The organism is Asticcacaulis sp. AC402 (assembly GCF_000495835.1).
Taxonomy (GTDB): domain Bacteria; phylum Pseudomonadota; class Alphaproteobacteria; order Caulobacterales; family Caulobacteraceae; genus Asticcacaulis.
The window spans coordinates 80905-101773 of the sequence record NZ_AWGC01000015.1 but is presented as its reverse complement, the minus strand read 5'-3'; the positions used below and the strand labels follow the sequence as shown (position 1 = coordinate 101773).

Genomic DNA, 20869 nt, shown 5'->3' with positions numbered 1-20869 from the left:
CGCGTTTGTTCAGTCGACTGTCAATGTGGCTCAGGCAGCGGTGGTCTCGGCGTCGGAACGCTTTTCGTACACATGATCGATAAGGCCGAAATCCTTGGCTTCGTCGGCCGTCATGTAGCGGTCACGGTCCAGAGTCTTTTCGATCGTGTCATAATTCTGGCCGGTATGCTTGACGTAGATTTCATTGAGCAGGCGCTTGGTCTTGCGCATGTCTTCGGCCTGGATTTCGATGTCCGAGGCCATACCGCGCGCCCCGCCCGAGGGCTGGTGCACCATGATCTTGGAGTTGGGCAGCGAAATCCGCTGGCCCTTTTCACCGGCCTGCAGAATGAGCGAGCCGGCCGAGGCCGCCATGCCCATACAGACCGTCGAGACCGGTGACTTGATGTATTGCATGGTATCATAGATCGCCAGGGCCGAGGTCACCTGACCGCCCGGCGAGTTGATATACATGGCGATTTCCTTCTTCGGGTTTTCCGATTCGAGGAAAAGCAGCTGGGCGCAGATCAATGTCGCCATGCCATCCTCGAACGGACCGGTCAGGAAGATAATGCGCTCCTTGAGCAGGCGCGAGAAGATGTCGTAGGCGCGTTCGCCGCGGCTGGACTGCTCCACCACCATCGGCACCAGGTTCATGTTGATATAGTCAATGGGGTCGCGCATTCACGAATCCTTTTGGGTTTTTGAAAAGAGCCTTCAAGCGCTGGTGTAAAGGCTAAATCTTAACCCTAGGTGTGCGCCGCTCTGTCGAGGCCAACTTGGCAATTTGCGCACCGCTTTTCAAGGGGCGATTACCTGCGGCCAATGTTTGGCAGCAGAGTTTGAAGACCGTATTGACAGGCGTTAGACGTCAGAATATATAACTAATGCGTTATATAACCTGAAAGTTATGCAAATGCCTCCTGCCGATCTGGACGCCACCTTCATTGCCCTGGCCGACCCTACCCGACGCGCCATCCTGGCCCGTCTGGCCGCCGGTGAGGCGACGGTGATGGACCTGGCTGCGCCCTTCGCCATGAGCCAGCCTGCCATTTCCAAGCACCTGAAGGTGCTGGAGCACGCCGGTCTGGTGACCCGCAGCCGCGATGGCCAGAAACGCCCCGTCCGCGCCCAGACCGAGCCGCTGAAAGCGGCGACCTCGTGGATGGAAGACTATGTCCGCGCCCTGGAGGCGAGTTACCAGCGCCTCGACGGCTTGCTGGAAGAACTCCAGGCCGGCCCGACCTCCACCGATCCTGTAAACTAAGAAAACGCGAATGATCAGCCCTCCCGACGTTGTCGACCTGCCCCCGCAGACGGTCGCCAAGATCGCCCTCAACTGTCCGTTATCCGACATCACGCAGGTCGTGGGCCCGGGCATCCATAAACTGCATGGCGTTACCGCCGCCAACCGGACCTGTGGGAGGTTTACACCAAGGGCCCCGAAACCGGTTCCGACTCTTCGCAGCACCAGAGATCGCTCATACGTCCCCTCGCCTGAATGGAAAAAATCATGAACACCATAACCAAGCTTTACGGCGATCTGGAAATCACCACGCCATCCGACACGGAACTTCGCTTTTGTCGCCCGTTCAAGGCGCCGGCACAGCTGGTCTTTGACGCTCACACCAAGCCCGAACTGGTCAGGCGCTGGCTGCTGGGCCCGGACGGTTGGACCATGCCAGTTTGCGAAATCGACCTGCGGGTCGGCGGAACGTTCCGCTATGTCTGGAAGAAGGCGGAGCGCACCATGGGCATGGGCGGGACCTATCTCGAGATTGAAGCGCCGAACAAGATCGTCCATACCGAGCTGTTTGATGAAGACTGGACCGGCGGCCAGACCACCTGCAAGCTTATGCTCGAGGAAAAAGACGGCCGGACCGAAATGACTCTGATCGTCGCCTATCCGTCGAAGGAAGCCCGCGACGGCGCCATGGCCACCGGCATGGCCGACGGCATGGAAGGCAGCTATGAACGGCTAGATTCCATCGTCGCAGCATAAGGCGGTCGTCCGACGCGAAAATTTACGTGTAATACTCACCTTCGTCCCCGACGATAACCGCCTGAAGTCTTTGCGCCAATATCCGCGCAAACGACCTAACTACTGAACTACCATCGTCAAAATCGAATGGAGCACGGAAGGTAATTTTTCCGCTCGAGGATAAGATAAAAACGCGTACCCATTCATCACTAGCAAGTAAGTATATTTCGATTTTTCCAATGATACTGCACGTGCTAATTACCTCACCAGTGTTGGGATTTGTGGTCGAAGCCGGCACCGCCGCTAAACGCATTCCTTCGACATTTTTTACTGCGTTGGCCACCTCATGCAGTTCGATTGAGACCAGCTGGCCAGATGCGTCGATACGCTCGATATGAATTGAATAGCCCATCCCACCCCAATCTGCACGTCCAAGAGCCGTTATGGAAACCACAAACTGTCACAAAGGACATTGCCTCTGCCGAACAAGGACCGCTTCTTGTGGTTTACGTTTGAGGAATCCTACCATAAGACGCTCTCTAAATATCCAAGCCTAACATACAAAAAGAGGCCCGCAACCGCGGGCCTCTTTCCAATTTCACAGTCGAAACTTCCTAGGCTTCTTCCTCTTCCTTCAGCAGGTCTTCCTTGCTGATGGGCGAATCGGTGACCGTAGCCAGGGTGAAGATCAGATCGCAGACCTTTTCTTCGTAGATCGGCGCGCGGATTTGCGCCGCAGCGGCCGGGTTGTTGCGGTAGAAGTCGAACACCTGGCGCTCCTGGCCCGGATAGTTGCGGGCTTCCTGCATGACCGCCTGGCTGACTTCCTGTTCGGTGACCTGGACGTTCTGACGGGTACCGATCTCGGCCAGGACCAACCCTAAGCGCACGCGGCGCTCGGCGATCTTGCGGTATTCGGCCTTCAGGTCCTCTTCGGACTTGGCGCCATCCTCTTCGGACAGTTGGCCATTGGCCTTGTCCTGCTCGACCTGGTTCCAGATGCCCTGGAATTCAGCCTCAAGCATACGCGACGGTAAGTCGAAGTTGTGCTTTTCGTCCAAAACATCCAGCAGGGCGCGTTTCATCTTGAAGCGCGAAGCGCTCTTGAACTGCTGCTCCAGTTGGGTCTTTAGAATATTCTTCAGCGCGTCGAGGCTTTCGAGACCCAGGGTCTTGGCAAGCTCGTCATCGGCTTCGGCCTCCTTCGCCGCCAGGATATCCTTGACAGTGGTCTCGAAGGTGGCTTCCTTGCCAGCCAGGTTCTTGGCACCGTAGTTGTCCGGGAAGGTGACATTGAGCGTTTTGGTCTCGCCCTTCTTGGCGCCGACCAGTTGCTCTTCGAAGCCCGGGATGAACTGGCCCGAACCGATAACCAGTTCGGCGTCTTCGGCTGAACCGCCTTCAAAGGCCTCGTCGCCGATCTTGCCGACGAAGTCGATGATCAGCTTGTCGCCGTCTTCGGCCTTCGGCGCAGCCTTGCCCTTGCCGGCCTTGGCCTCGTATTGCTTGGACTGTGACACGACGTTCTTCAAAGCTTCGTCGATATCGGCGTCAGAGGGTTCGTAGACCGGGCGGGTCAGTTCGATCGAGGCTGGCTCGACCGGCGTGAAGATCGGCATCATTTCGACAGCGATCGAATAGGCCAGGTCTGATTTGCCCTTGATGACGTCTTCGATATCGCCGATCGGCGTCAGTTCCGGCTGCGAGGCCGGACGGATCGAGGCCTGGTCGAGGGCTTTTTGAGTCGTTTCGTTGAGCGTTTCCTGAACGATCTCGCTCATCAGCTCCTTGCCGTACATCTTGCGGACATGGCCCTGCGGCACCTTGCCGGGGCGGAATCCCTTGATGTTCATCTTGGGGGCGATCTCTGCGATCTTGGCGTCCAGCTTTGAATTAAGCTGGTCTTTGGCGATCGTGACCTCGAGAACGCGGCTGAGACCTTCATTCAGTTTTTCAACGACTTGCATCGATTTTTGCACCTTATGCCGGGTCAGTGTCCGCTCCCTGAACGGGCCCGAATCCGGCGGCTGAAAGAGACAAAGCGCGACCGCTTGGTGCGGGCGCGCCGAAAGATGAGCCCTTATGGCATGATTGCCGGTCAGGTCAACGCTTATGTCTGTGGAAACGCCTCTGCACGGAAAAAATCCCGATTGTCCCCAGCGCCGTTCGCCCTAGGCCTTCTCAGGCTGAACTTCGAGCTCCAACTGACCTTCCCACTTGGCGACGGCGGCCGACGCGACCGTATTGCCGATGACATTGGTCGCAGACCGGCCCATATCGAGCAAGTGGTCAACCCCCAGCACCAGGGCGATCCATTCTTCCGGCAGGCCGAAATAGGTCAGGGTCGCCATGATCACCACCAGCGAGGCCCGCGGCACGCCGGCAATGCCCTTGGATGTAACCAGCAGCAGGAACAGCATCATCACCATCTGGCCGGTGGTGAAATGAACGCCATGGGCCTGGGCAATGAAGAGCGTCGCAAAGGTGCAGTACATCATCGAGCCGTCGAGATTGAACGAATAGCCCAGCGGAAGGACGAAGGAGACAATCTTCTTCGACACGCCGACCTGCGGCAAGGCCTGAAGCACCTTAGGATAGGCGGCTTCGGACGATGCCGTCGAAAAGGCCAGCAGCGTCGGATCGCGCACAACATTCAGGATCTTGAAGATACGCCAGCCAACGACCAGCAGCCCCGCCCCGATGAGGATGACCCACAGCACACCGAGGGACGCATAGAAGCCGCCCATGAACTTGGCATAGGTGACCAGGATCGGGAGTCCCTGCTCCGCCACGGTCTTGGCCAGGGCACCAAATATGGCAAACGGCGCGAACAACATGACCAGTTCGGTCACTTTCAGCATGATGGCCGCACCCTGTTCGGCCAGGTGCATAATCTGGGGCGACTTGTCGTCGAGCATGGCGATGGCCGTACCGACAAACACGGAAAACACAACAATCTGCAGAATCTCATTCTTGGCCATGGCGTCGATGATCGATGACGGAATCAGGTGCAGGATAAAGCTTTCGAACGTGAAACCCGAGGTTGACGGCACCTTGGCGACGTCGCCGGCGGCTGTCAGGCTCATGCCCGCGCCGGGCTGCAGCCATTCCACCATGACCATGCCCAGCAGCAGCGAGATGATCGAGGCGGCAATAAACCAGGCCATGGCCTTGGCGCCGACCCGGCCGACAGTGGCAGCGTCTTCCATATGACCGATGCCGGCAATCAGGGTGAACAGCACCAGGGGCGCAATGATCATCTTGATCAACGTGATGAATATCTTAGTCAGCAGCCCGAAGACCATGATCGCCGTCGGCTTATAGGCCGGGTCAAGATAGGTGTGAGTCCCCCAACCGGCGGCAACGCCCAGTATCATGGCGGCGAGAATGAACAGCGCTAATTTCGATTTCATGCGGGAGCCCCGAACAGATTGCAGACGTGACTATCCGATGGACCGCGCCGCGACGCAACGGGTTTTTAATGTAGCTTTCAGGTCTGATCATCCTGACTGGCCGTTAGCGACCGGGTCGAGGCCGTCAACGACGCGGCGACAAAGACCATGATCCACACCAGGGGTTCTGTCGGTCTGAGCCATGACGACCCGCCGTTTACGCACCCACAAGACGAAACTGTTTGCCGGCATAACCAAAGATTAGGTCGCCCTTCAATCACGCAGCTTCAACCGTCCGATGATTGCCGGTTTGACGCCTGCAGGCACTTTCGCGCCGTCTTCGCCGAAATCCGTCCATTGGCTGCGCGCAACAAAGACGTAATCGCCGCCATAGATCACGCCCCCGGTCGGTTCTTCCAGCACACCGCCGCGCAACAAAACCTCTACCGACTCAATGACCTGCCAGTCGGGCGTCAGATGAACGCGCAGCACCCTTGCAGGACTGACGCCATTCTGGACGACGATCAGATCGTTACCGTCCCGGGTCACGCCATCGGTCCCGGGCAGGGCGACATCGTCCGGCACCGCCAGCAAGGACGCCGCACCAGTGGCCAGATCCACCCGCCACAGGCCCGATGGGTAGTCGGCGACGATCAGCGTCTTGCCATCCGGGCTTTCGGCCAACCCCTGCGGCGAGCCCAGCTTACCGGCAGGAATCAAGGTTTCGATCTTCCCTGCCCGGCCCTTCAGCCGGTAGACTGCGCCGCCCTGACTGTCGCTGGAGTAAAGGTCGGTGCGGCCTAGGGCCAGGTCGTTGAACCCCTTGGCGCCATAATCGCTGAAGCGGGCCACCACCGTACCGTCCTTGAGGTCGATGTGCAGCAGTTCCGCTTCACGCAGGGCAGCCGAGACACCGGCAACCCCGCCGGGACTGACGGCCAGCCACGCCGTCTTGCCGTCCGCCACCAAACCGTAGCCGCCCTGCCCGCCCGGCAAGTCGTGGACGATAAAGCGTGGTTCAAAGCGGTTCAGAGCGCCTTCGCGGACAGTGCTGAAATAGAGTTTGCCGTCGCCGGCTATTGCTACGTTTTCGACCAGGACGGCATCAGGTATCTCGGCAAGCGTGGAGAAGGTGCCGAAGTCGGCGCCATTGGCCGCCAGTTGCGCCTTGCCGGCGTCATCGAGTACCGCCGCCAGGCCGGGATAGCGTGCCGGATCAAACCACAGCCCGCGCTTGAGATAGTCATCGAGCCACGCCTTGGTGGCTTGAGAATCCCCGGCAGCAGCCTCAATCTGCGCCCCCAGCAGCAGAACCGACGGTGCCGACGGCAGCATAGCTCGCGCCTGGCTGACCTCCATGCGGGCTGTGGCGAAGTTACCGCTGTTGACCGCGGCAACGGCCGCCGCGCGGTGCTGACGGAAAGCGCCGATTTCGAAGTCCTGCGCCATGACGCTGCCGGCAGCCAACCAAGTGGCCGCCGCAAAAAGCCCTGTCCACCGCATGATATGTTCCTTCTCTCGAGGGCACGCTATCACGCACGCAAGGAAGCACCAGTTACAAAACCTTTAGGCCACTGCAGCGATTCAGATTGTAACCTCGCCCTCGCCGACGCCATTATGGACGTCTGGCTCGAGTCGTTCCGGCTGGGCATGGGTACTGAACCTCTCCCACAATGCCGGGATCTGCGAACTGGTCGTCATGGTGAAATCGCTGCTCAGCCCGGCGAGCTTTCGCGCTGGAGCATTTTCAGGTTTATAAGACTGACCCATTCCGGCGTCTCCCACGGCCTTCATACATGCCCTGGGTCTTTGTCATTTCCCGGCAGCATCCAGCGGCGAAAGGTTTTCTGAACCCGGCAGACCACGCAGCCAGTCGACGAACGCCTGGCCGCCCTTGCCCGGCGGCGAGATATAGATCGGGCGGCTGCGCCCATCGGGCTCGCGAACCATCAGTACGAGCGAGATTCGCCCGCGGACACTGCGCGTGTCTTCGATACTGACGATGTCAGCACGCCGATAGACCTGATGCTTCCATAGATAGCGATGATCGAAGCTTTCGGCAGAGAGGATCAGCCGATTGGTCATGTACCAGCCAAACAGCGCCGCCAGTGGCAGGTACAGCGGCAAGCTACGTATGGCTTCCTGAAGAGTCGACGGATCCAGCAGCAGGACAACAAGCTTTCCAACGATCAGGACCAGACAAACCCCCAGCAGCGCGATGCTCAGCCAGGGACGGAAGATTTTGGGATAGGCGGGCGCTTCGGTCATGCCTTGCTATGTGGCAGATCGACACGAAAGCGCAAGTCCCCCACCTGGATGAACCGCCATCGCCTGTTACCGGCCGCCAGTAAGCAGGCCTCTCCGACTTGAGCCTCGGCGGAAGGCAGCGCTCGAGCCGGAGGGCTCTTCTTGCGAGCGGACGCCATAGAGCGGTCACCAGCAAGCGCCGCTCGTACGACTTCCATCCCGCGCCATAGGCCGCCATTAACGCCCTGCAGTCTTCGAGGCTGACCTTGTCGGTCGAGTCCTGCACCCGGGAGGAGTCGATGCCGCCGGTCTTAACCTGTCGGGGCATTTCGCCGAAGGTCGTCTGTTTCAAGCCAGCCGCCGGCTGGCCGAACGCGGCGGCAACGGGAGGACAGTCGCCGACATCGCTTTGGAGGTCGGGTTCAGCGATACTTCTTGTTTCAACAGGTGTTTTCAGCGCCGGTTCAGTGCCTGGCCCGGCGACCTGCGCGCCGTCTTCGCCACGTCTCGGTCACAGGCATGAAGTGTGCGCGCGGACAACAGCGCCCGATTGGGCGCCGGCGACATTTCGCCGCCCCGCGGCGGCACGAGCGAAGCGAGTTAGCCGTGAGCGAAAAAAATGGTGCGGATGAGAGGACTCGAACCTCCACGCCTTGCAGCGCTGGAACCTAAACCCAGTGCGTCTACCAGTTCCGCCACATCCGCAAGGTCCGGTGGGGTTCTTGGCGGAAAGCGTCGAAGAGGTCAAGGAAATGATGTGCCCGGCTACGGAATGGTTGGAGAATACTTACGCATTCAGTTATACCAACCCTCGATGACCTTGACTCATCGCGGGTTGGCAAGCGCGCCAGAGAACGTTCTTTGGGCGCCCGAGCTTTTGCGAGGAGCCACGCGGCGTTTGAGCTGAAAAAATGCGAATACCAAGCGTCATTCTTTATGAGGCTTGGTATTAGCTGCCACCGAATCTGCTGGGTTTACAGGCCTAACGTCCGCGTCGAACGGCCCTCGCCAATTCTCCTGTCAAATCAGAGCGCGGCAAATTGCAGGCAGTGCCAATCTGATTGATGTTCGCGACAATGCTGGCCGTATCGCCCGGCCGATCCGGCAAGGCGCCGAAGTCAACCTCCAGTTTGCGACCAACAGCGGTTTCGATAAAGCCTGCCAGGTCGCGCAGGGTGACGCCCTCGCCGCTGCCGATATTGACCGGGCCGGTAAGGTCAGACGCCACGACGGACGCCAGGTATTCACCGCATAGTCGGGTGTTTAGGAAATCCCGGACCTGAAGCCCAGACGTGCAGCGCGCGGTTTCCCCCGTCAGCGCGCAGCGGATCAGGTAGGGTATGATGCGTTGCGGGTGCTCGTCTTCGCCAAACAGAAAAAACAAACGCGCCCAGGCATAGTCGAGGCCTAAGTCCGGCGCGCGGTCGGCCAGCCAGGTGGCCAGTCCCAGCTTGGCGCGGCCGTAGACCGTCGCCGGGACGCAAGCCCGCGTTTCCGGCCAGGGCGCATCGCCTTCCAGCGTCCAGTCATATTCGGCGCAACTGCCGACGCCGACCACGCGCTGCCCGCCATGGCGCCCAAAGGCCTCGATCAGGGCCTGGCTGGCCCGGACCCAATCAGCGTTTTCCGGTGCGCCCCAGTAACGCCCATGTTCGGTGATCCAGGCGCAATGCAGCAGGTGGCTGGGGCGCAACGCCGCCAGCAGGGGCTCAGCCGATTGGCTCAGCAGGTCCAGCCGATGCCAGGTGATGTCCGCTGGCCCCGATCCAACCGTCCGCCCGATAGCATGGACTTCGAACCCTTGATCCAACAGTGGCTGCAGGACATGGCGCCCGACAAAACCCGAGGCGCCGGTAACGACGATTTTACGCATCGTCAGGCCATTGGGAGTCGCGATCTGAAATCACCGCCGGCGCCGACGGCCAGGCGATCGCGAACACCGGGCTGTTCCACCGCACGCCGGTCGCCGAACCGGCGGCATAGGGCACGTCGATCAGATAAAACACCTCGGCATCGTCGCGCAGGGTCAAAAAGCCGTGGGCGACCCCGCGCGGGATAAACAGAGAAAGGCCGTTGTCGGCCGACAATTCGAGCCCGAACCAGCGACCGCGCGACGGGCTGTCCGGACGCAGATCGACGGCGACATCGAACACGGCGCCACGGGTACAGCGCACCAGTTTCTGTTCGGCATGGGGCGCCGTCTGCAAGTGCATGCCGCGCAAGGTAAAGCGCGCCCGGTTCTTCGACAGACTTTCCTGGACCGGTACGAAATCGAGGCCGGCAACAGCAAAGGTATCGCGGCAATAGGTCCGCGCAAACGAACCGCGCTCATCACTGATCGGCTGTTGCGCGACGATCATGGCGCCGGGGATAGGTGTCGCCTCGAAGCGCATCAGTCACGAATCCGCAGTTCAGGAATGGCGGTGACGAAGCGACCGCCCCATCCGCGGATCGCGTCGGCTTCGGCGCGGATTTCATCTGCCAGGTTCCACGGCAGGATCAGCAGATAGTCAGGCTTTTCGTCAAACAGGGTCTGCGGTGTGACCACCGGAACGTGACTCCCCGGCAGGTAGTGTCCCTGCTTGGCGGGGTTGCGGTCGACCACGAAGGCGATATGGTCCGCGGTCACGCCGGCGACGTTCAGCAGTGTATTACCCTTGGCGGCGGCGCCCCAGGCGGCCACCCGTTTGCCGGAAGCCGCAACCTCACTCAAAAAGCCTTTAAGCCCGGTGACCACGGCGTCGACGCGCGCCGCCATGCCAGCATAGCCTTCGATGCCGTCGAGACCGGCTTCGCGCTCTATCGCACGAAGCTCTGACAGGTTGGCGGCGGCCTCCCCTGCCCGGTCGTCGTCCTTGTGGCAAATGAAGATGCGCAGCGATCCGCCGTGGGTCGGCAGGCGCTGGGCATCGAACAGGCACAGGCCGTGATGGGCGAAGACCTTCTCCAGGGTGAACAGCGAAAAATAGCTGTAATGCTCATGGTAGATGGTGTCGAACTGGACGTCGCGGATCAGTTCCAGGATGTGCGGGAATTCGACCGTCGCCGTGCCTCCAGACGCCAGCAGTATCTTGAACCCGGCGACAAAGTCATTGAGGTCGGGCACATGAGCCAGGACATTGTTGGCCGCCATCAGGTTGGCCGGGCGGTAGGCGTCGCGCAACCGCGTCGCGGTTTCAGCGCCGAAGAAGGCCACGTCGGTCGGCACGCCCTGGCGCACGGCTTGCGCCGCCACATTGGCGGCGGGCTCGACCCCGAGACAGGGAATGCCCGCGGCAACGAAGTTCTTCAGCAGATAGCCGTCATTGCTGGCGATTTCGACAACGAAACTGTCGGCGGTCAGGCTCAGCCGGTCGCGCATATCGCCACAATAGCGCGCCGCGTGGTCCAGCCAGGTCGACGAGAACGACGAGAAATAGGCGTAGTCGCTGAAGATGTCCTCGGCCGGCACCACCGGCTGAGCCTGGACCAACAGGCAGGCCTCGCAGACATGAACCTTCAGCGGATACGTTGGCTCCGGCCGCTCCAACTGGGCATCGGTCAGGTAACTGTTGGCCAGCGGCGTAAGACCGAGGTCGAGGAAGACGCGACTGAACGGTGTGCGGCAGAAACGGCAGTGGGACGCGGAATCAGGTGCCATGGTGGTTCAGATACGCCTCAATCTGGCCGGTAGTGATGTCGACGGGTGACTGTCCGCTGTCCCAGGCGCTGTACCATTGCGCTGCCCAGTGCAGGGCCTCGGTCTGGGACAGGCGGTTACGCCAGCCCAGCGCCCGCCAGGCCAGGCCAGGATCGAGGTCCAGCCGGGTCTTCTCCGGCCGTTGCGCGTCGCTTTGGACCTGGTGCGGCGGGCTCCAGGTCAGTTGCGAATAGAAAGCAACCAGGGCGTCACTGACGGTCAACGGATCGGCTTCCGGCCCAATATTCACGGCGGCCGGCGCGCCTGCTAGTTCATTCAGCAACTGGGCGGCATGGCGCAGATAGGCGAACACGACATCGAGGACGTGCTGCCATGGCCGGGTGGCATCGGGATGGCGAAGGGTCAGCGGCGTGCGGGTAACATAGGCCTGCCAGGCATCGGTCAGCAAACGGTCCCGGGCGAAGTCGCCACCACCGACGACATTCCCGGCGCGCGCCGTCGCCACCTTAAGCCCCGTCGTGTCGGCAAAGGCGCGAGCGGCGATTTCGCACGCCGCCTTGGAGGCACTGTAAGGGTCTTCCCCGCCCAGGGCATCGCTTTCCAGAAAGCTGCGGCCCTGGTTGTCATTGCGGTAAACCTTGTCACTGGTAATCACCAGCACGGGCGCGCTCTGGCCGGAATCGACCAGGGCCTGGAGCAACGTGAGGGTGCCGCGGACATTAACGTCGAAGGTCTCGAATGGCTGGTCGTAGGATTTGCGCACCAGGGACTGGGCCGCCAGGTGGATAACCATTTCCGGCCGGGCGTCAGTTACGATCGCCTTTACGGCCGCGCCGTCTCGGATGTCGGCCAGGCGGCTGACCGTGCCCATCGACGGCGCCAGCATACTGAACAGGTTGTTGTCTCCCGGTTCTGGCGGCAGGGCCAGGCCGGTGATCTGCGCCCCCAACCGTTCCAGGACGGCGCACATCCACGCCCCTTTGAAACCGGTATGCCCGGTGACCAGAACCCGGCGGCCTGCCCAGGCGGACGTCACCAGATTTTCCACGGCGCATCGCCGCTGTCCCACATCTGTTCTAACTGGATTTTTTCACGCAGGGTGTCCATGGGCTGCCAGAAGCCGTCATGGCGAAACGCCATCAACTGGTCGTCGGCCGCCAGGTGCTCCAGTGGTCCGCTCTCCCACACTGTGTCGTCGCCGTCAATATAGTCGACGACGCGTCGATCCAGCACGAAGAAACCGCCATTGATATAGCCACCATCGCCTTTTGGCTTTTCAAGGAACCGGCGGACATGGCCATCATCGATATCGAGCGCGCCGAAGCGACCCGGCGGCTGAACTCCGGTCACGGTCGCCAACCGACCATGTGCCTTGTGAAAGGCCAGCGAGCCAGCGATGTCGACACTGCCGACCCCGTCGCCATAGGTCAGGCAGAAGGCGTCGTCGTCGCCGAGATACTTCGCCGCGCGGCGGATGCGCCCGCCGGTCTGGGTGTCTTCGCCGGTTTCGACCAGGGTGACGTTCCAGTCCTCGGTTTCGGCAGCGTGGATGGTCACCCCGCCGCTGCGCAGGCCGACGGTCAGGTCAGCGCGGTGCAGGGCGTAGTTGCAGAAGAAATCCTTTATCAGATATCCCTTGTAGCCCAGGCAGACGACGAAGTCAGTGACGCCGTGGGCGGCATAGATCTTCATGATATGCCACAGGATCGGCATACCGCCGATCTCGACCATAGGCTTGGGCCGCGACTGCGATTCTTCGGAGATACGGGTGCCACGCCCGCCCGCCAAGATCATCGCCTTCATTGGGGCCTTCATCCCAGCACGTCCTTGATCTTGCCGTAGAAGGCATCGGTAAAGCGCTGGGGCTGGCCCAACGGGTGCTGCGCGATCTGGCTTCGCAGGTTGATGCGCAGATGCTGGCGCTGGGCCCGATCCTGGGCAAGGTCTACCGCCTTGTCGATATAGTCTGCCACAGACACGGCACACAGATGGCCCAGGCCGGCATTGCTGAGATTGGAAAAGCTCAGCCGCTCGAAGAAGGCCGGCCCAACCAGGGTAATGACCGGAACCCCCATCCACAGCGTCTCGCACGTGGTGGTGCCGCCAACGTGTGGGAAGGTGTCCAGCGCGATATCGATATCATTGTAGTGCGGCAAGTGGCGGCCGCGCACCGCCGTGAACAGCAGGCGGTCGGCGGCGATTCCGTGCGCGCCGAAGACCTTTTCGGCATTGGTGCAGAAGGCCTCGACATTGCCTTCGGGACGAACGAACAGGAAGCGCGAATTGGGCACGCGGTTCATGATCGCCGCCCACGCCGCGATCGCTTCCGGCGTATATTTGTAGGGGTTGTTCATGGTGCCGAAGGTGATGAAACCGCGGCGAGTCTCCGGAGTCTCCGGCAGGATTTCGACATCGAAGAAGCCGATGTTGCCCAGGGTAACCCAGGTATCAGGCAGCTCAAACGGCTTTTCCAGCAGCAGGCGTGGATCTTCGGGCTTGAGATACGGATCAACCAGGATGTAGTCGATGGTCGACAGCCCGCAGGAATGGGGATAGCCCAGCCAGCTCACCTGAACCGGGGCCGGCCGGTAGGCCATGGCTTCAAACTTGTCCATGGTGGTGGCGCCCAGTTCGAACAGGATGTCGAGTTGGTCGTTGGCAAAGGTCTGCGCCAGTTGCAGTTCTGGCATGCGCGGCACGGAACGGAAGACGTCGACACGCCCCTCAAGGTATTTCCGCACCCGGTCGGGCGCCCCGGCAAACCCCGAATAGCAATAGAGCTCGAACCGGTCGCGGTCGTACAGTTCGAGCAGGGGCTGGGCGAAATATGTCACCGGATGTTCGCGCAAGTCGTTTGAAAAAATGCCGACACGAATCTTGGACCGCACGATGGCTGGCGCGTGCGAGATGGCGGCCGGCGGACGCGTCGCCTCGGCGCCCTTACCCCAGGCGCGGTGACACTCCACAAGATCCAGCCGGTCCTCGAACGTCTTGACCCCGGCCAACTCCAGGTGGAAGGCCGCGCCCTCGCCCTTGCGCAGCCAATGGGACCACATGGCGCGCTTATCGCCCAGGCGCGCAACCCGGTCAAAGTCCAGGCATCGTGTCAACACGGACTTGGCGTCCTGGGAAACCGGCGCGTCGGTCGACCCATACAATTCGGCGAGACGGCAACCCAACCGGTAGGACTCAGCTATGTGTTCGGCCTCGGCGCCATAGCGGCTGCGGTTCAGACTGCCGCACAGTTCTTCCAGGATACGTAGCGACGAAGGGTCGAACTCCAGCGCCCGGCGGTAGCACATATTCGCTTGCTCGCGGTCGGTCGGCGCCAGGGCCCGGGCAAGGCTGACCCAGGCTTCCGACTCCTTTGGGTTCAACCGCAGGGCTTCCTGGAGACAGGGCACGGCCTCATCGACCCTGCCGGACCGGCGTAGCGCATCACCCTTGGCCTGCCACAGCCCGGCATCACCCGGCATAAGCTTAAGCCGTTGTTCGATGACGGTCAGGGCTTCCTCCGGGCGCCCGGCCTGGGTGAGGACAAAGGCCAGGTCCTTGACCGCCTTGACATTGTTGGACTGCATCATCAGGCAGCGGCGCAAGGTGGCAATGGCCTTGACCAACTGACCCTGGACCTGCTGGGAACGCCCGAGAAGACGGACATATTCGGCGTTCTTCGGGTCCATGCGGGTGACCTTGAAAAAGGCCTCTTCCGCCTTGGCGCCCTCATGGACATCCATGTAGACATTGCCCGAGTTGAGCCACGGTCCGATGGCCTTTGGGTCCAGCTTCTTGGCCTGCTGGTATCGCTCCAAGGCCTCGCTGAAGCGTTTCTGCCGGCGTCGCACGACCCCCATAAGATTGACCAGAGTGAAGTCTTTCGGCTTGGCGTTCATTCGCGGCTCGACCAGATCGGCGGCCTTTTCCAGTTGTCCGTCGTCCAGCAGGAGCATGGCATAATCGATGACGGCAGGCTGGGGCAAGGGCGCCAGGGCTGCTGCGCGCTCATAGTGGTCAATCGCCTGGCGCCTGTCCCCGGTTTGGCCATAAAGCCAGGCCAGGTCAGCCAGGGCCTGGGGCGAGGTTTCGTCCACCGGGCCGGAGGCAAGCTGGGCCTCCAGTTGCTGGCGAAGGTTCGCCGGTGATTTGGCGGCTATGGGTACTTTCGGAGGGGCCATGCAATGGAATCTTTTACATCTTTAAAAGGCAAGGCTGAGGGAAAGGCCAATCGGGGCAATCCAGGTGACATAGCAAACACCTCCGTTGCCGTCACGTGAAAAGCGCGCTACGGACCTTCGGCATAATGCGCCGGCTCACGGGTACCTGAGCACCATTGGAAAGGGTTAGGATTCCTACGCCACTTACCTCACGCTTCAATGTTTCTATAACTCTGGAATTTACGATATATGAGCGATGGACGCGCAGAAAGCCGACGGGCAGTTCCATTTCAAGGTCAGACATGGCGCCGTTGTGAAGTATCTTGCGACCGTCCGCCATATGAAGTTCGACATAGTCGTCGGCCCCCTTGCACAGGGTGATGTCCGAAGCGTTGACGATGTTAATCGTGCCGGCGCCGTTGACCCGGATGACGGCGGGAGTTTGCGGCAGGGTCGCGCCGGCCAATGCCACTTCCAGGTCGTGGGCGCGAATCTGTTCCCTTTCATGGTCCCGCCGCTGCCGCTCGAACGTCACGGCCCGGGCGGCAAAGAAGACCAGTAACAGCGCAGCGACTTCGTAGAAAAACAAGACGTCGAGGAACAGGTTGGGAAACACCAAGATCGACCCTGCAAAAACCACCAAAGCAGCAAACGAGAACTTGCCTGCCATGTCCCTGTTGAATGCGGCACGGCCGGCGATCGCCGCGCAACCGACCGCGGCGGCCAGGAGCGAAACCGTCGCCTTGCCGTCAAAACCGGGCATGAAAACTGCTGGCGCCAGAATCAGGGCAGCGATGGCGGCATAGACCGCCAGGGCATGGCGTTCGACAAACCGCGATACGATCAACGCTGCCAGGGTCAGGCCGAAGGCAATGGAACAGGCGGTAATGGCGATCAGGCGCACGTCCTGGACCGGGTAGTCATAGGGCGCCAGGCCGCGGTAGACCTCGGTAAACAACTGGCCTGCTGCAAACAGCGACATTAGGGACAACAGCAAGGGGTCGCGCCGGTTCACAGCGGAAATGGCCGAGGCGGCAAAAAAGAAAGCTCCCGCCAGCAAGACGCCGAAGGTAACCAGAGATGGCCAGTAAAGTCGCAGGATGGTGTCCTGGGGATCGCGATACGGGGCGATAAAGAGTTGGTGAACCGGCTGGCTTAGGTGCAGCATGCCATGAAACGACGACAGCCGCAGGACGATGTCGTTGTCACCGGCGTGCAACAGGCCGTCTGGAATGGCAAACACCACGTCCATGCGGCCGGGCTTTTCCAGCGCGCGCGAGGCGCCGGGAACGCCGTTGGTTCCGATACGGACGCCGTTGACCCAGGCCTCGCTGGACGCCTTGGCCAGGACAAAAAGGCCAAGCGGGCCCTGTTCGGATGTCATGGAGACCCGGGCATGGACCCAGAGATCGCGGCCCTGGGGATCGAGTTCGGCAATTGAGGTTTTGACGCATTGGGTTGTCTCGAAGCGGGATGGGCAGACGGATATGTCATGGATCATGACTTCGCCGGCCGCGGCGCCGGCGGCCTGGAGACAAAGGAACAGAAGGGCGAGCACGGCGAAAAACGGCTTCATGCTCCAACCGTTAGCCGATTTGGCGCTGCCGGTCACCGCCGGTCACCGGAAATCCACCGCCGCCGGCCGAAAGGCGCGTGTAATCCGGCCCGCTCTCCGGACTATGCGGGTTCGGTCAGCCCGTTCAGGTGCCCTCATGATCCCCAGAATATCCCTCGCCCCGCTTCTCTGTCTCTGGCTGGCAATACCGGCCTACGCCGCCGAAGACGCGCCAGAAAACGCCATCCTCTTCGAAAGCCGCGCTGGCGACAAGGTTGAAGCCTTTCACGGCGTCATGTCGGTGCCGGAAAACCGCGCCGATCCCAAAAGCCGGACGATCGAGGTCCACTATGTCCGCTTCGCCGCCACAGGTGGGCATCCGGGTTCGCCGATCGTCTATCTGGCCGGCGGACCGGGCGGCTCCGGTATCGACACCGCCAAGGGTGAGCGTTTTCCATTGTTCATGGCGATGCGCGAGTTCGGCGACGTCATAGCCTTGGATCAGCGCGGCACAGGCCTGTCGGAAATGGCGCCCAAATGCGTTTCTGACGTCGTCATCCCACTGGATCGCGTGGTCGCCAGGGACGAATCGAACCGGCTCCTGCGCCAGGCTGCCGAACAGTGCGGTGCCTTCTGGCGCACATCCGGCTTCGATCCCGCCGGCTATACGACGGTGGAGAACGCGCGCGACCTCGATGCCCTGCGCGTCCATCTCGGCGCCGACAAGATTACGCTCTGGGGTATTTCCTATGGCACGCACCTGGCCTTGGCCGCGGTCAAGACGATGTCGCCCCGTATCGACCGGATCGTTCTGGCCAGCGTCGAGGGATTGGATCAGACAGTAAAGCTGCCGTCCGAAACCGACGCCTATTTCGACCGTTTGCAAGCCGCCGTCGATCTGGAACCTGCCGCAAAGGCGGCCTTCCCCGATATCAAGGCCCTCATGCGTCGCGTCCATGCCAAATTAGATGCCGAACCCGTTATGCTCCATGTCCCGACAACGGGCGGGCCGAAAGACATGCTGCTCACGACCGAAAACATGCAGATGGCGGCGAGCACTTTGATTTCCGACCCGGGGAGCGCTGCGCAACTGCTGATGCTGTATCTCGCCGTTGATGCCGGCTACACTGAGCCTCTCGCCGGGTTGTTCGGCCGCTTTGTCGTGCCCGGTGCGCCGGAAGCGTTTCGTCTGATGCCGCTGGCCATGGATGTTGCCTCGGGTATCGGCGCGCAACGTCTTGCCCAGGTCCAAGACGAGGCCAGATCTGCCCTGCTCGGCGACGTGCTCAACTATCCCATGCCGCAGTTGACAGGCGTGCTGGGCCTCGACCTCGGCGACGGTTTCCGCGCTACTGCGCAAAGCGATATTCCTGTGCTGGTGCTGACCGGCACGCTGGACGGGCGCACCTACCCGCGCGAGCAGCAGGCGGCCGTCGCCGGCCTGTCGAACGCGACAACAGTCACGGTCGCGAATGCAGGCCACAATCTGTTCATGGTGTCGCCGGAGGTCACCGAGGTGATTCGTGAGTTCATGCGCGGTGACACCCCACACACGGACCTGATCAAGGTGCCTGCGCCTTCCTTCGCGCCAAACATGTAGCCGCCGCCCGCCTGTCAGCTCCCGTTGTACCGTTTGCCGAAAACTGCCTTTTCGCGCCTGCCACTCGAAGATTAGGTGACGCAGCAACGGCTCAACGGGAGAGGACATACGATAGGGATTGGCGAAACATTGAAAGCGACAATCCGCTTTCCGGCACAAGGTAAACAGGATCACCACACCATACTTCGCCAGGACCACAGGCAAGATAAACGAAAAGCTCCTGACTCTCTGTTCCGCTCGGGGGTTGGAGACAACCCACTGTTGACGCTCCGCTTGGCGACCTGTTACATCCCCAGCTTTCAGGGGGACTTTTCATGTTGAACCGTCGACTTTTTGCGATCGCCGGGCTCGTGGCCTGCGCCGGGTGCAGCAACGCTAAGGCCCAGGCACCGGGAACCCTGGCCGAATCACGGGCGAAGTTCAAAACCACTATCCATTATGCGTCAGCGAATGGCGGCGGCTTGGATGCCCCGCCGAAAAAGCTGTTCAAGGCCGTCACCTATCCGTCCGCCGTTGGAGACCTGGCCGCCTATATCACCCCCGATCCCGGCGATGGCCAAAAGCATCCGGCCATTATCTGGATGACCGGCGGCGAAACCAACTCCATCGGAGATGTCTGGTCACCCCGGCCGCTTGACAATGATCAATCGGCCTCGGCCTACGTCAAGGCCGGCATCGTCACCATGTTCCCATCCCTGCGCGGAGGCAACCGAAATCCCGGGCAGATCGAGGGGTTGTATGGCGAAGTCGACGATGTCCTGGCGGCGGCGGACTATCTTGCCAGTCAGCCCTATGTCGACCCGAACCGCATTTATCTCGGCGGGCACAGCACCGGCGGCACCCTTGTCTTGCTGACTGCGGAAACGCGCGGCGATCGCTTCCGGGCGGTGTTTTCGTTCGGCCCCGTTCATGACACGGCCGTCTACGGCCAGGGGTTCGTTCCCCGCGATTTTACGACCCTGCCGGCTGCGGAACGGGAACTGCGCGCTCCGGTCCTGTGGCTGACGTGTGCGGCCGGTCGGCTGTTCGTTATCGAAGGTGACCAGGGCAATGTTGAAGCGCTGCGCATCATGAAGGAAGAGAACAGCAATCCGGCCATCGATTTCATCGAGGTGCCGGGTGCAGGTCACTTCGACGTCCTGGGCCCCGCCAACGAGGTGATCGCTCAGAAGATATTGTCCGACAGCGGGCCTGCGGCGAATATCACTTTGTCGGCGCACGAGATTTCCAGCCGGCTGAGCCAGGGTTAACTACGTCGCCGGCGGATCGGTCTGGGCAAAGAACAGCAACACCCCGGCCGGATCGAGGACATGGGTGGCCAGAGCGCCATAGGCTTCGCGACGCGGCGGATGCACCGTCACCTCGGCGAACCCGCCTTCGGTCTTGACCCTGCAGGCTGTGTCGTACCAGGCCGCAGCGTCATCGACAACAAGATGCACCATGGTGTTGTGCGCCCATGCTTCGACAAAGGCATTCTGCAGGAAGAAATGCGAGGGGCTGAGTTTCATCAAAGCCAGGTCGGCATCCTGATAAGCCGAAGTCCAGCCCATACGAGTATAGAAATCTATCGAGCGGAAGAAGTTCTTTGTTGGCAGGAAGAGGCGTTGGTCGAGGACGGCGGGCATGGGGTGCTCTTTCATAAGGGTATTGTCAGTCTATCAAAAGACGTGCGCTGTTCGGCAAAATTCGGCATAGGCTTTGTCCAGTACCGGACAAAGGGAAGAAGATGTCTGTTGATGAGAGATTGGATCGACGTCAGGACCGGACACGCCAGGCGATCCGCCAGGCCTTTATCGCGCTGATTTTTGAGCGAGACTACCCCGCCGTGACGGTGGCTGCAGTAGCGGCGCGAGCCAATGTCGGCCGTTCAACCCTGTATGAGCATTTCCGCGTCAAGGACGACCTGTTGCGCGACAGCTTGACCGAGCCGATGTCGGCCCTGGCTTCGGTGATTGGATCGCGCGATTTGCCGGCCCATCTCGGATGGTGGTTGCAGCACTTCAAGGCGCGGCAGGCTTTAGGCCGGGTGCTGTTCTACCTGCCAGCGCGCGATGTGATGTTGGGCGTGTTGGCTGACCTGATCGAAGCCCGCCTGGTCAGGTTGGCGCAAGCCAAAGGCCCTGCGCGGGTACCGCTGAATCTGGTTGCTGCTCAAATCGCCGCCGCGCAACTTGCCGTGCTGGTCCCGTGGGTGCTGGGCCAGATCGCCGTGTCTCAGTCGGTCGTGGCGGAGACCTTGCACCTGACAAGCAATGGACTCGTGCAGTCGGTGTTTCCCAATTTGCATGCCGCACACCCATAGTCGCGCGCGCGGCATTCTG

20 protein-coding genes and 1 tRNA gene are annotated in these 20869 nt (G+C 61.0%); 6 read left to right on the top strand and 15 right to left on the bottom strand.

The features are described from left to right. Positions 1 to 30: 30 nt before the first annotated feature. Entirely contained in the window at positions 31 to 663 is a 633-nt protein-coding gene (locus tag ABAC402_RS30095) for an ATP-dependent Clp protease proteolytic subunit (RefSeq protein ID WP_023449471.1), read from the bottom strand. A 232-nt stretch (positions 664 to 895) separates the two neighbouring features. On the opposite strand from ABAC402_RS30095, the gene ABAC402_RS30090 reads away from it, so the two are divergent. Then, positions 896 to 1246, top strand: a complete 351-nt coding sequence (locus ABAC402_RS30090; protein ID WP_023449470.1) for a helix-turn-helix transcriptional regulator — start codon at positions 896 to 898, stop codon at positions 1244 to 1246. A 246-nt stretch (positions 1247 to 1492) separates the two neighbouring features. Then, entirely contained in the window at positions 1493 to 1981 is a 489-nt protein-coding gene (locus ABAC402_RS30085; protein WP_031235554.1) for an SRPBCC family protein, read from the top strand. A 22-nt stretch (positions 1982 to 2003) separates the two neighbouring features. On the opposite strand, the gene ABAC402_RS30080 is transcribed toward ABAC402_RS30085, so the two are convergent. The 5 genes from ABAC402_RS30080 to ABAC402_RS30055 all read right to left on the bottom strand — a co-directional run bounded on the left by ABAC402_RS30080 (position 2004) and on the right by ABAC402_RS30055 (position 7620). Continuing rightward, positions 2004 to 2372, bottom strand: coding sequence for a hypothetical protein (locus tag ABAC402_RS30080; RefSeq protein WP_023449468.1), 369 nt, complete (start codon positions 2370 to 2372; stop codon positions 2004 to 2006). Between the two features lie 202 nt (positions 2373 to 2574). After that, on the bottom strand, positions 2575 to 3927 hold the full coding sequence (tig, locus tag ABAC402_RS30075; protein WP_023449467.1) for a trigger factor: 1353 nt from the start codon (positions 3925 to 3927) through the stop codon (positions 2575 to 2577). Positions 3928 to 4131: 204 nt separating this feature from the next. Further along, a complete protein-coding gene (locus tag ABAC402_RS30070) occupies positions 4132 to 5373 on the bottom strand; it encodes a dicarboxylate/amino acid:cation symporter (RefSeq protein ID WP_023449466.1) in 1242 nt (413 codons plus the stop codon). A 252-nt stretch (positions 5374 to 5625) separates the two neighbouring features. Beyond that, positions 5626 to 6855, bottom strand: coding sequence for an SMP-30/gluconolactonase/LRE family protein (locus tag ABAC402_RS39230; RefSeq protein ID WP_023449465.1), 1230 nt, complete (start codon positions 6853 to 6855; stop codon positions 5626 to 5628). A gap of 309 nt (positions 6856 to 7164) precedes the next feature. Then, positions 7165 to 7620 carry a hypothetical protein gene (locus ABAC402_RS30055; RefSeq protein WP_023449463.1) on the bottom strand — a complete coding sequence of 152 codons (456 nt, stop codon included), beginning with the start codon at positions 7618 to 7620 and terminating at the stop codon, positions 7165 to 7167. Positions 7621 to 7879: 259 nt separating this feature from the next. On the opposite strand from ABAC402_RS30055, the gene ABAC402_RS41235 reads away from it, so the two are divergent. After that, positions 7880 to 8122 carry a helix-turn-helix domain-containing protein gene (locus ABAC402_RS41235; protein ID WP_082179907.1) on the top strand — a complete coding sequence of 81 codons (243 nt, stop codon included), beginning with the start codon at positions 7880 to 7882 and terminating at the stop codon, positions 8120 to 8122. A gap of 97 nt (positions 8123 to 8219) precedes the next feature. Here ABAC402_RS41235 and ABAC402_RS30050 read toward each other — a convergent pair. The 8 genes from ABAC402_RS30050 to ABAC402_RS30015 form a co-directional block, all read right to left on the bottom strand. Continuing rightward, positions 8220 to 8304 (bottom strand) — tRNA-Leu (locus ABAC402_RS30050). Between the two features lie 277 nt (positions 8305 to 8581). Then, the gene (locus ABAC402_RS30045; RefSeq protein WP_023449462.1) at positions 8582 to 9472 is read right to left on the bottom strand and encodes an NAD(P)-dependent oxidoreductase; all 891 of its coding nucleotides are present in this window, start codon (positions 9470 to 9472) and stop codon (positions 8582 to 8584) included. Continuing rightward, complete coding sequence (locus ABAC402_RS30040) at positions 9465 to 9992, bottom strand: dTDP-4-dehydrorhamnose 3,5-epimerase family protein (protein WP_023449461.1); 528 nt, start codon at positions 9990 to 9992, stop codon at positions 9465 to 9467. Before ABAC402_RS30040 ends, ABAC402_RS30045 begins: the two co-directional genes overlap by 8 nt. Further along, the gene (locus ABAC402_RS30035; RefSeq protein ID WP_023449460.1) at positions 9992 to 11239 is read right to left on the bottom strand and encodes a class I SAM-dependent methyltransferase; all 1248 of its coding nucleotides are present in this window, start codon (positions 11237 to 11239) and stop codon (positions 9992 to 9994) included. Before ABAC402_RS30035 ends, ABAC402_RS30040 begins: the two co-directional genes overlap by 1 nt. Beyond that, positions 11229 to 12275 (bottom strand): CDP-glucose 4,6-dehydratase, encoded by a 1047-nt coding sequence (gene rfbG / locus ABAC402_RS30030; protein WP_052025302.1) that lies wholly within the window; start codon positions 12273 to 12275, stop codon positions 11229 to 11231. The genes ABAC402_RS30035 and rfbG overlap by 11 nt, the downstream gene beginning before the upstream one ends. After that, positions 12272 to 13042, bottom strand: a complete 771-nt coding sequence (rfbF, locus tag ABAC402_RS30025) for a glucose-1-phosphate cytidylyltransferase (RefSeq protein WP_031235553.1) — start codon at positions 13040 to 13042, stop codon at positions 12272 to 12274. Before rfbF ends, rfbG begins: the two co-directional genes overlap by 4 nt. An 8-nt stretch (positions 13043 to 13050) precedes the next feature. Beyond that, positions 13051 to 15414 (bottom strand): tetratricopeptide repeat protein, encoded by a 2364-nt coding sequence (locus ABAC402_RS30020; protein ID WP_023449457.1) that lies wholly within the window; start codon positions 15412 to 15414, stop codon positions 13051 to 13053. 91 nt (positions 15415 to 15505) lie between these two features. Beyond that, entirely contained in the window at positions 15506 to 16969 is a 1464-nt protein-coding gene (locus tag ABAC402_RS30015) for a LytTR family DNA-binding domain-containing protein (RefSeq protein ID WP_023449456.1), read from the bottom strand. A 136-nt stretch (positions 16970 to 17105) separates the two neighbouring features. Here ABAC402_RS30015 and ABAC402_RS30010 point away from each other — a divergent pair, with 136 nt between their 5' ends. Both ABAC402_RS30010 and ABAC402_RS30005 read left to right on the top strand, forming a co-directional pair. Continuing rightward, positions 17106 to 18548, top strand: a complete 1443-nt coding sequence (locus ABAC402_RS30010; RefSeq protein ID WP_031235552.1) for an alpha/beta fold hydrolase — start codon at positions 17106 to 17108, stop codon at positions 18546 to 18548. A gap of 314 nt (positions 18549 to 18862) precedes the next feature. After that, positions 18863 to 19798, top strand: a complete 936-nt coding sequence (locus ABAC402_RS30005; RefSeq protein ID WP_023449454.1) for a S9 family peptidase — start codon at positions 18863 to 18865, stop codon at positions 19796 to 19798. Here the strand turns inward: ABAC402_RS30005 and ABAC402_RS30000 are convergent, their stop codons facing one another. Further along, entirely contained in the window at positions 19799 to 20173 is a 375-nt protein-coding gene (locus tag ABAC402_RS30000; RefSeq protein ID WP_023449453.1) for a hypothetical protein, read from the bottom strand. A 101-nt stretch (positions 20174 to 20274) separates the two neighbouring features. Here ABAC402_RS30000 and ABAC402_RS29995 point away from each other — a divergent pair, with 101 nt between their 5' ends. After that, a complete protein-coding gene (locus ABAC402_RS29995) occupies positions 20275 to 20850 on the top strand; it encodes a TetR family transcriptional regulator (protein ID WP_031235550.1) in 576 nt (191 codons plus the stop codon). The last annotated feature ends 19 nt before the right edge of the window (positions 20851 to 20869 follow it).

Excerpts from the sequence above, each read along its gene's own strand:
- rfbF (WP_031235553.1), bottom strand. The coding sequence starts at position 13,042 with ATGAAGGCGATGATCTTGGCGGGCGGGCGTGGCACCCGTATCTCCGAA.
- ABAC402_RS30055 (WP_023449463.1), bottom strand. The coding sequence starts at position 7,620 with ATGACCGAAGCGCCCGCCTATCCCAAAATCTTCCGTCCCTGGCTGAGC.
- ABAC402_RS30040 (WP_023449461.1), bottom strand. The coding sequence starts at position 9,992 with ATGCGCTTCGAGGCGACACCTATCCCCGGCGCCATGATCGTCGCGCAA.
- ABAC402_RS30015 (WP_023449456.1), bottom strand. The coding sequence starts at position 16,969 with ATGAAGCCGTTTTTCGCCGTGCTCGCCCTTCTGTTCCTTTGTCTCCAG.
- ABAC402_RS30080 (WP_023449468.1), bottom strand. The coding sequence starts at position 2,372 with ATGGGCTATTCAATTCATATCGAGCGTATCGACGCATCTGGCCAGCTG.
- ABAC402_RS39230 (WP_023449465.1), bottom strand. The coding sequence starts at position 6,855 with ATGCGGTGGACAGGGCTTTTTGCGGCGGCCACTTGGTTGGCTGCCGGC.
- ABAC402_RS30000 (WP_023449453.1), bottom strand. The coding sequence starts at position 20,173 with ATGCCCGCCGTCCTCGACCAACGCCTCTTCCTGCCAACAAAGAACTTC.
- ABAC402_RS29995 (WP_031235550.1), top strand. The coding sequence starts at position 20,275 with ATGTCTGTTGATGAGAGATTGGATCGACGTCAGGACCGGACACGCCAG.
- tig (WP_023449467.1), bottom strand. The coding sequence starts at position 3,927 with ATGCAAGTCGTTGAAAAACTGAATGAAGGTCTCAGCCGCGTTCTCGAG.
- ABAC402_RS30005 (WP_023449454.1), top strand. The coding sequence starts at position 18,863 with ATGTTGAACCGTCGACTTTTTGCGATCGCCGGGCTCGTGGCCTGCGCC.
- ABAC402_RS30070 (WP_023449466.1), bottom strand. The coding sequence starts at position 5,373 with ATGAAATCGAAATTAGCGCTGTTCATTCTCGCCGCCATGATACTGGGC.
- ABAC402_RS30020 (WP_023449457.1), bottom strand. The coding sequence starts at position 15,414 with ATGGCCCCTCCGAAAGTACCCATAGCCGCCAAATCACCGGCGAACCTT.
- ABAC402_RS30035 (WP_023449460.1), bottom strand. The coding sequence starts at position 11,239 with ATGGCACCTGATTCCGCGTCCCACTGCCGTTTCTGCCGCACACCGTTC.
- ABAC402_RS30085 (WP_031235554.1), top strand. The coding sequence starts at position 1,493 with ATGAACACCATAACCAAGCTTTACGGCGATCTGGAAATCACCACGCCA.
- ABAC402_RS30010 (WP_031235552.1), top strand. The coding sequence starts at position 17,106 with ATGATCCCCAGAATATCCCTCGCCCCGCTTCTCTGTCTCTGGCTGGCA.
- ABAC402_RS30045 (WP_023449462.1), bottom strand. The coding sequence starts at position 9,472 with ATGCGTAAAATCGTCGTTACCGGCGCCTCGGGTTTTGTCGGGCGCCAT.
- ABAC402_RS30090 (WP_023449470.1), top strand. The coding sequence starts at position 896 with ATGCCTCCTGCCGATCTGGACGCCACCTTCATTGCCCTGGCCGACCCT.
- ABAC402_RS30095 (WP_023449471.1), bottom strand. The coding sequence starts at position 663 with ATGCGCGACCCCATTGACTATATCAACATGAACCTGGTGCCGATGGTG.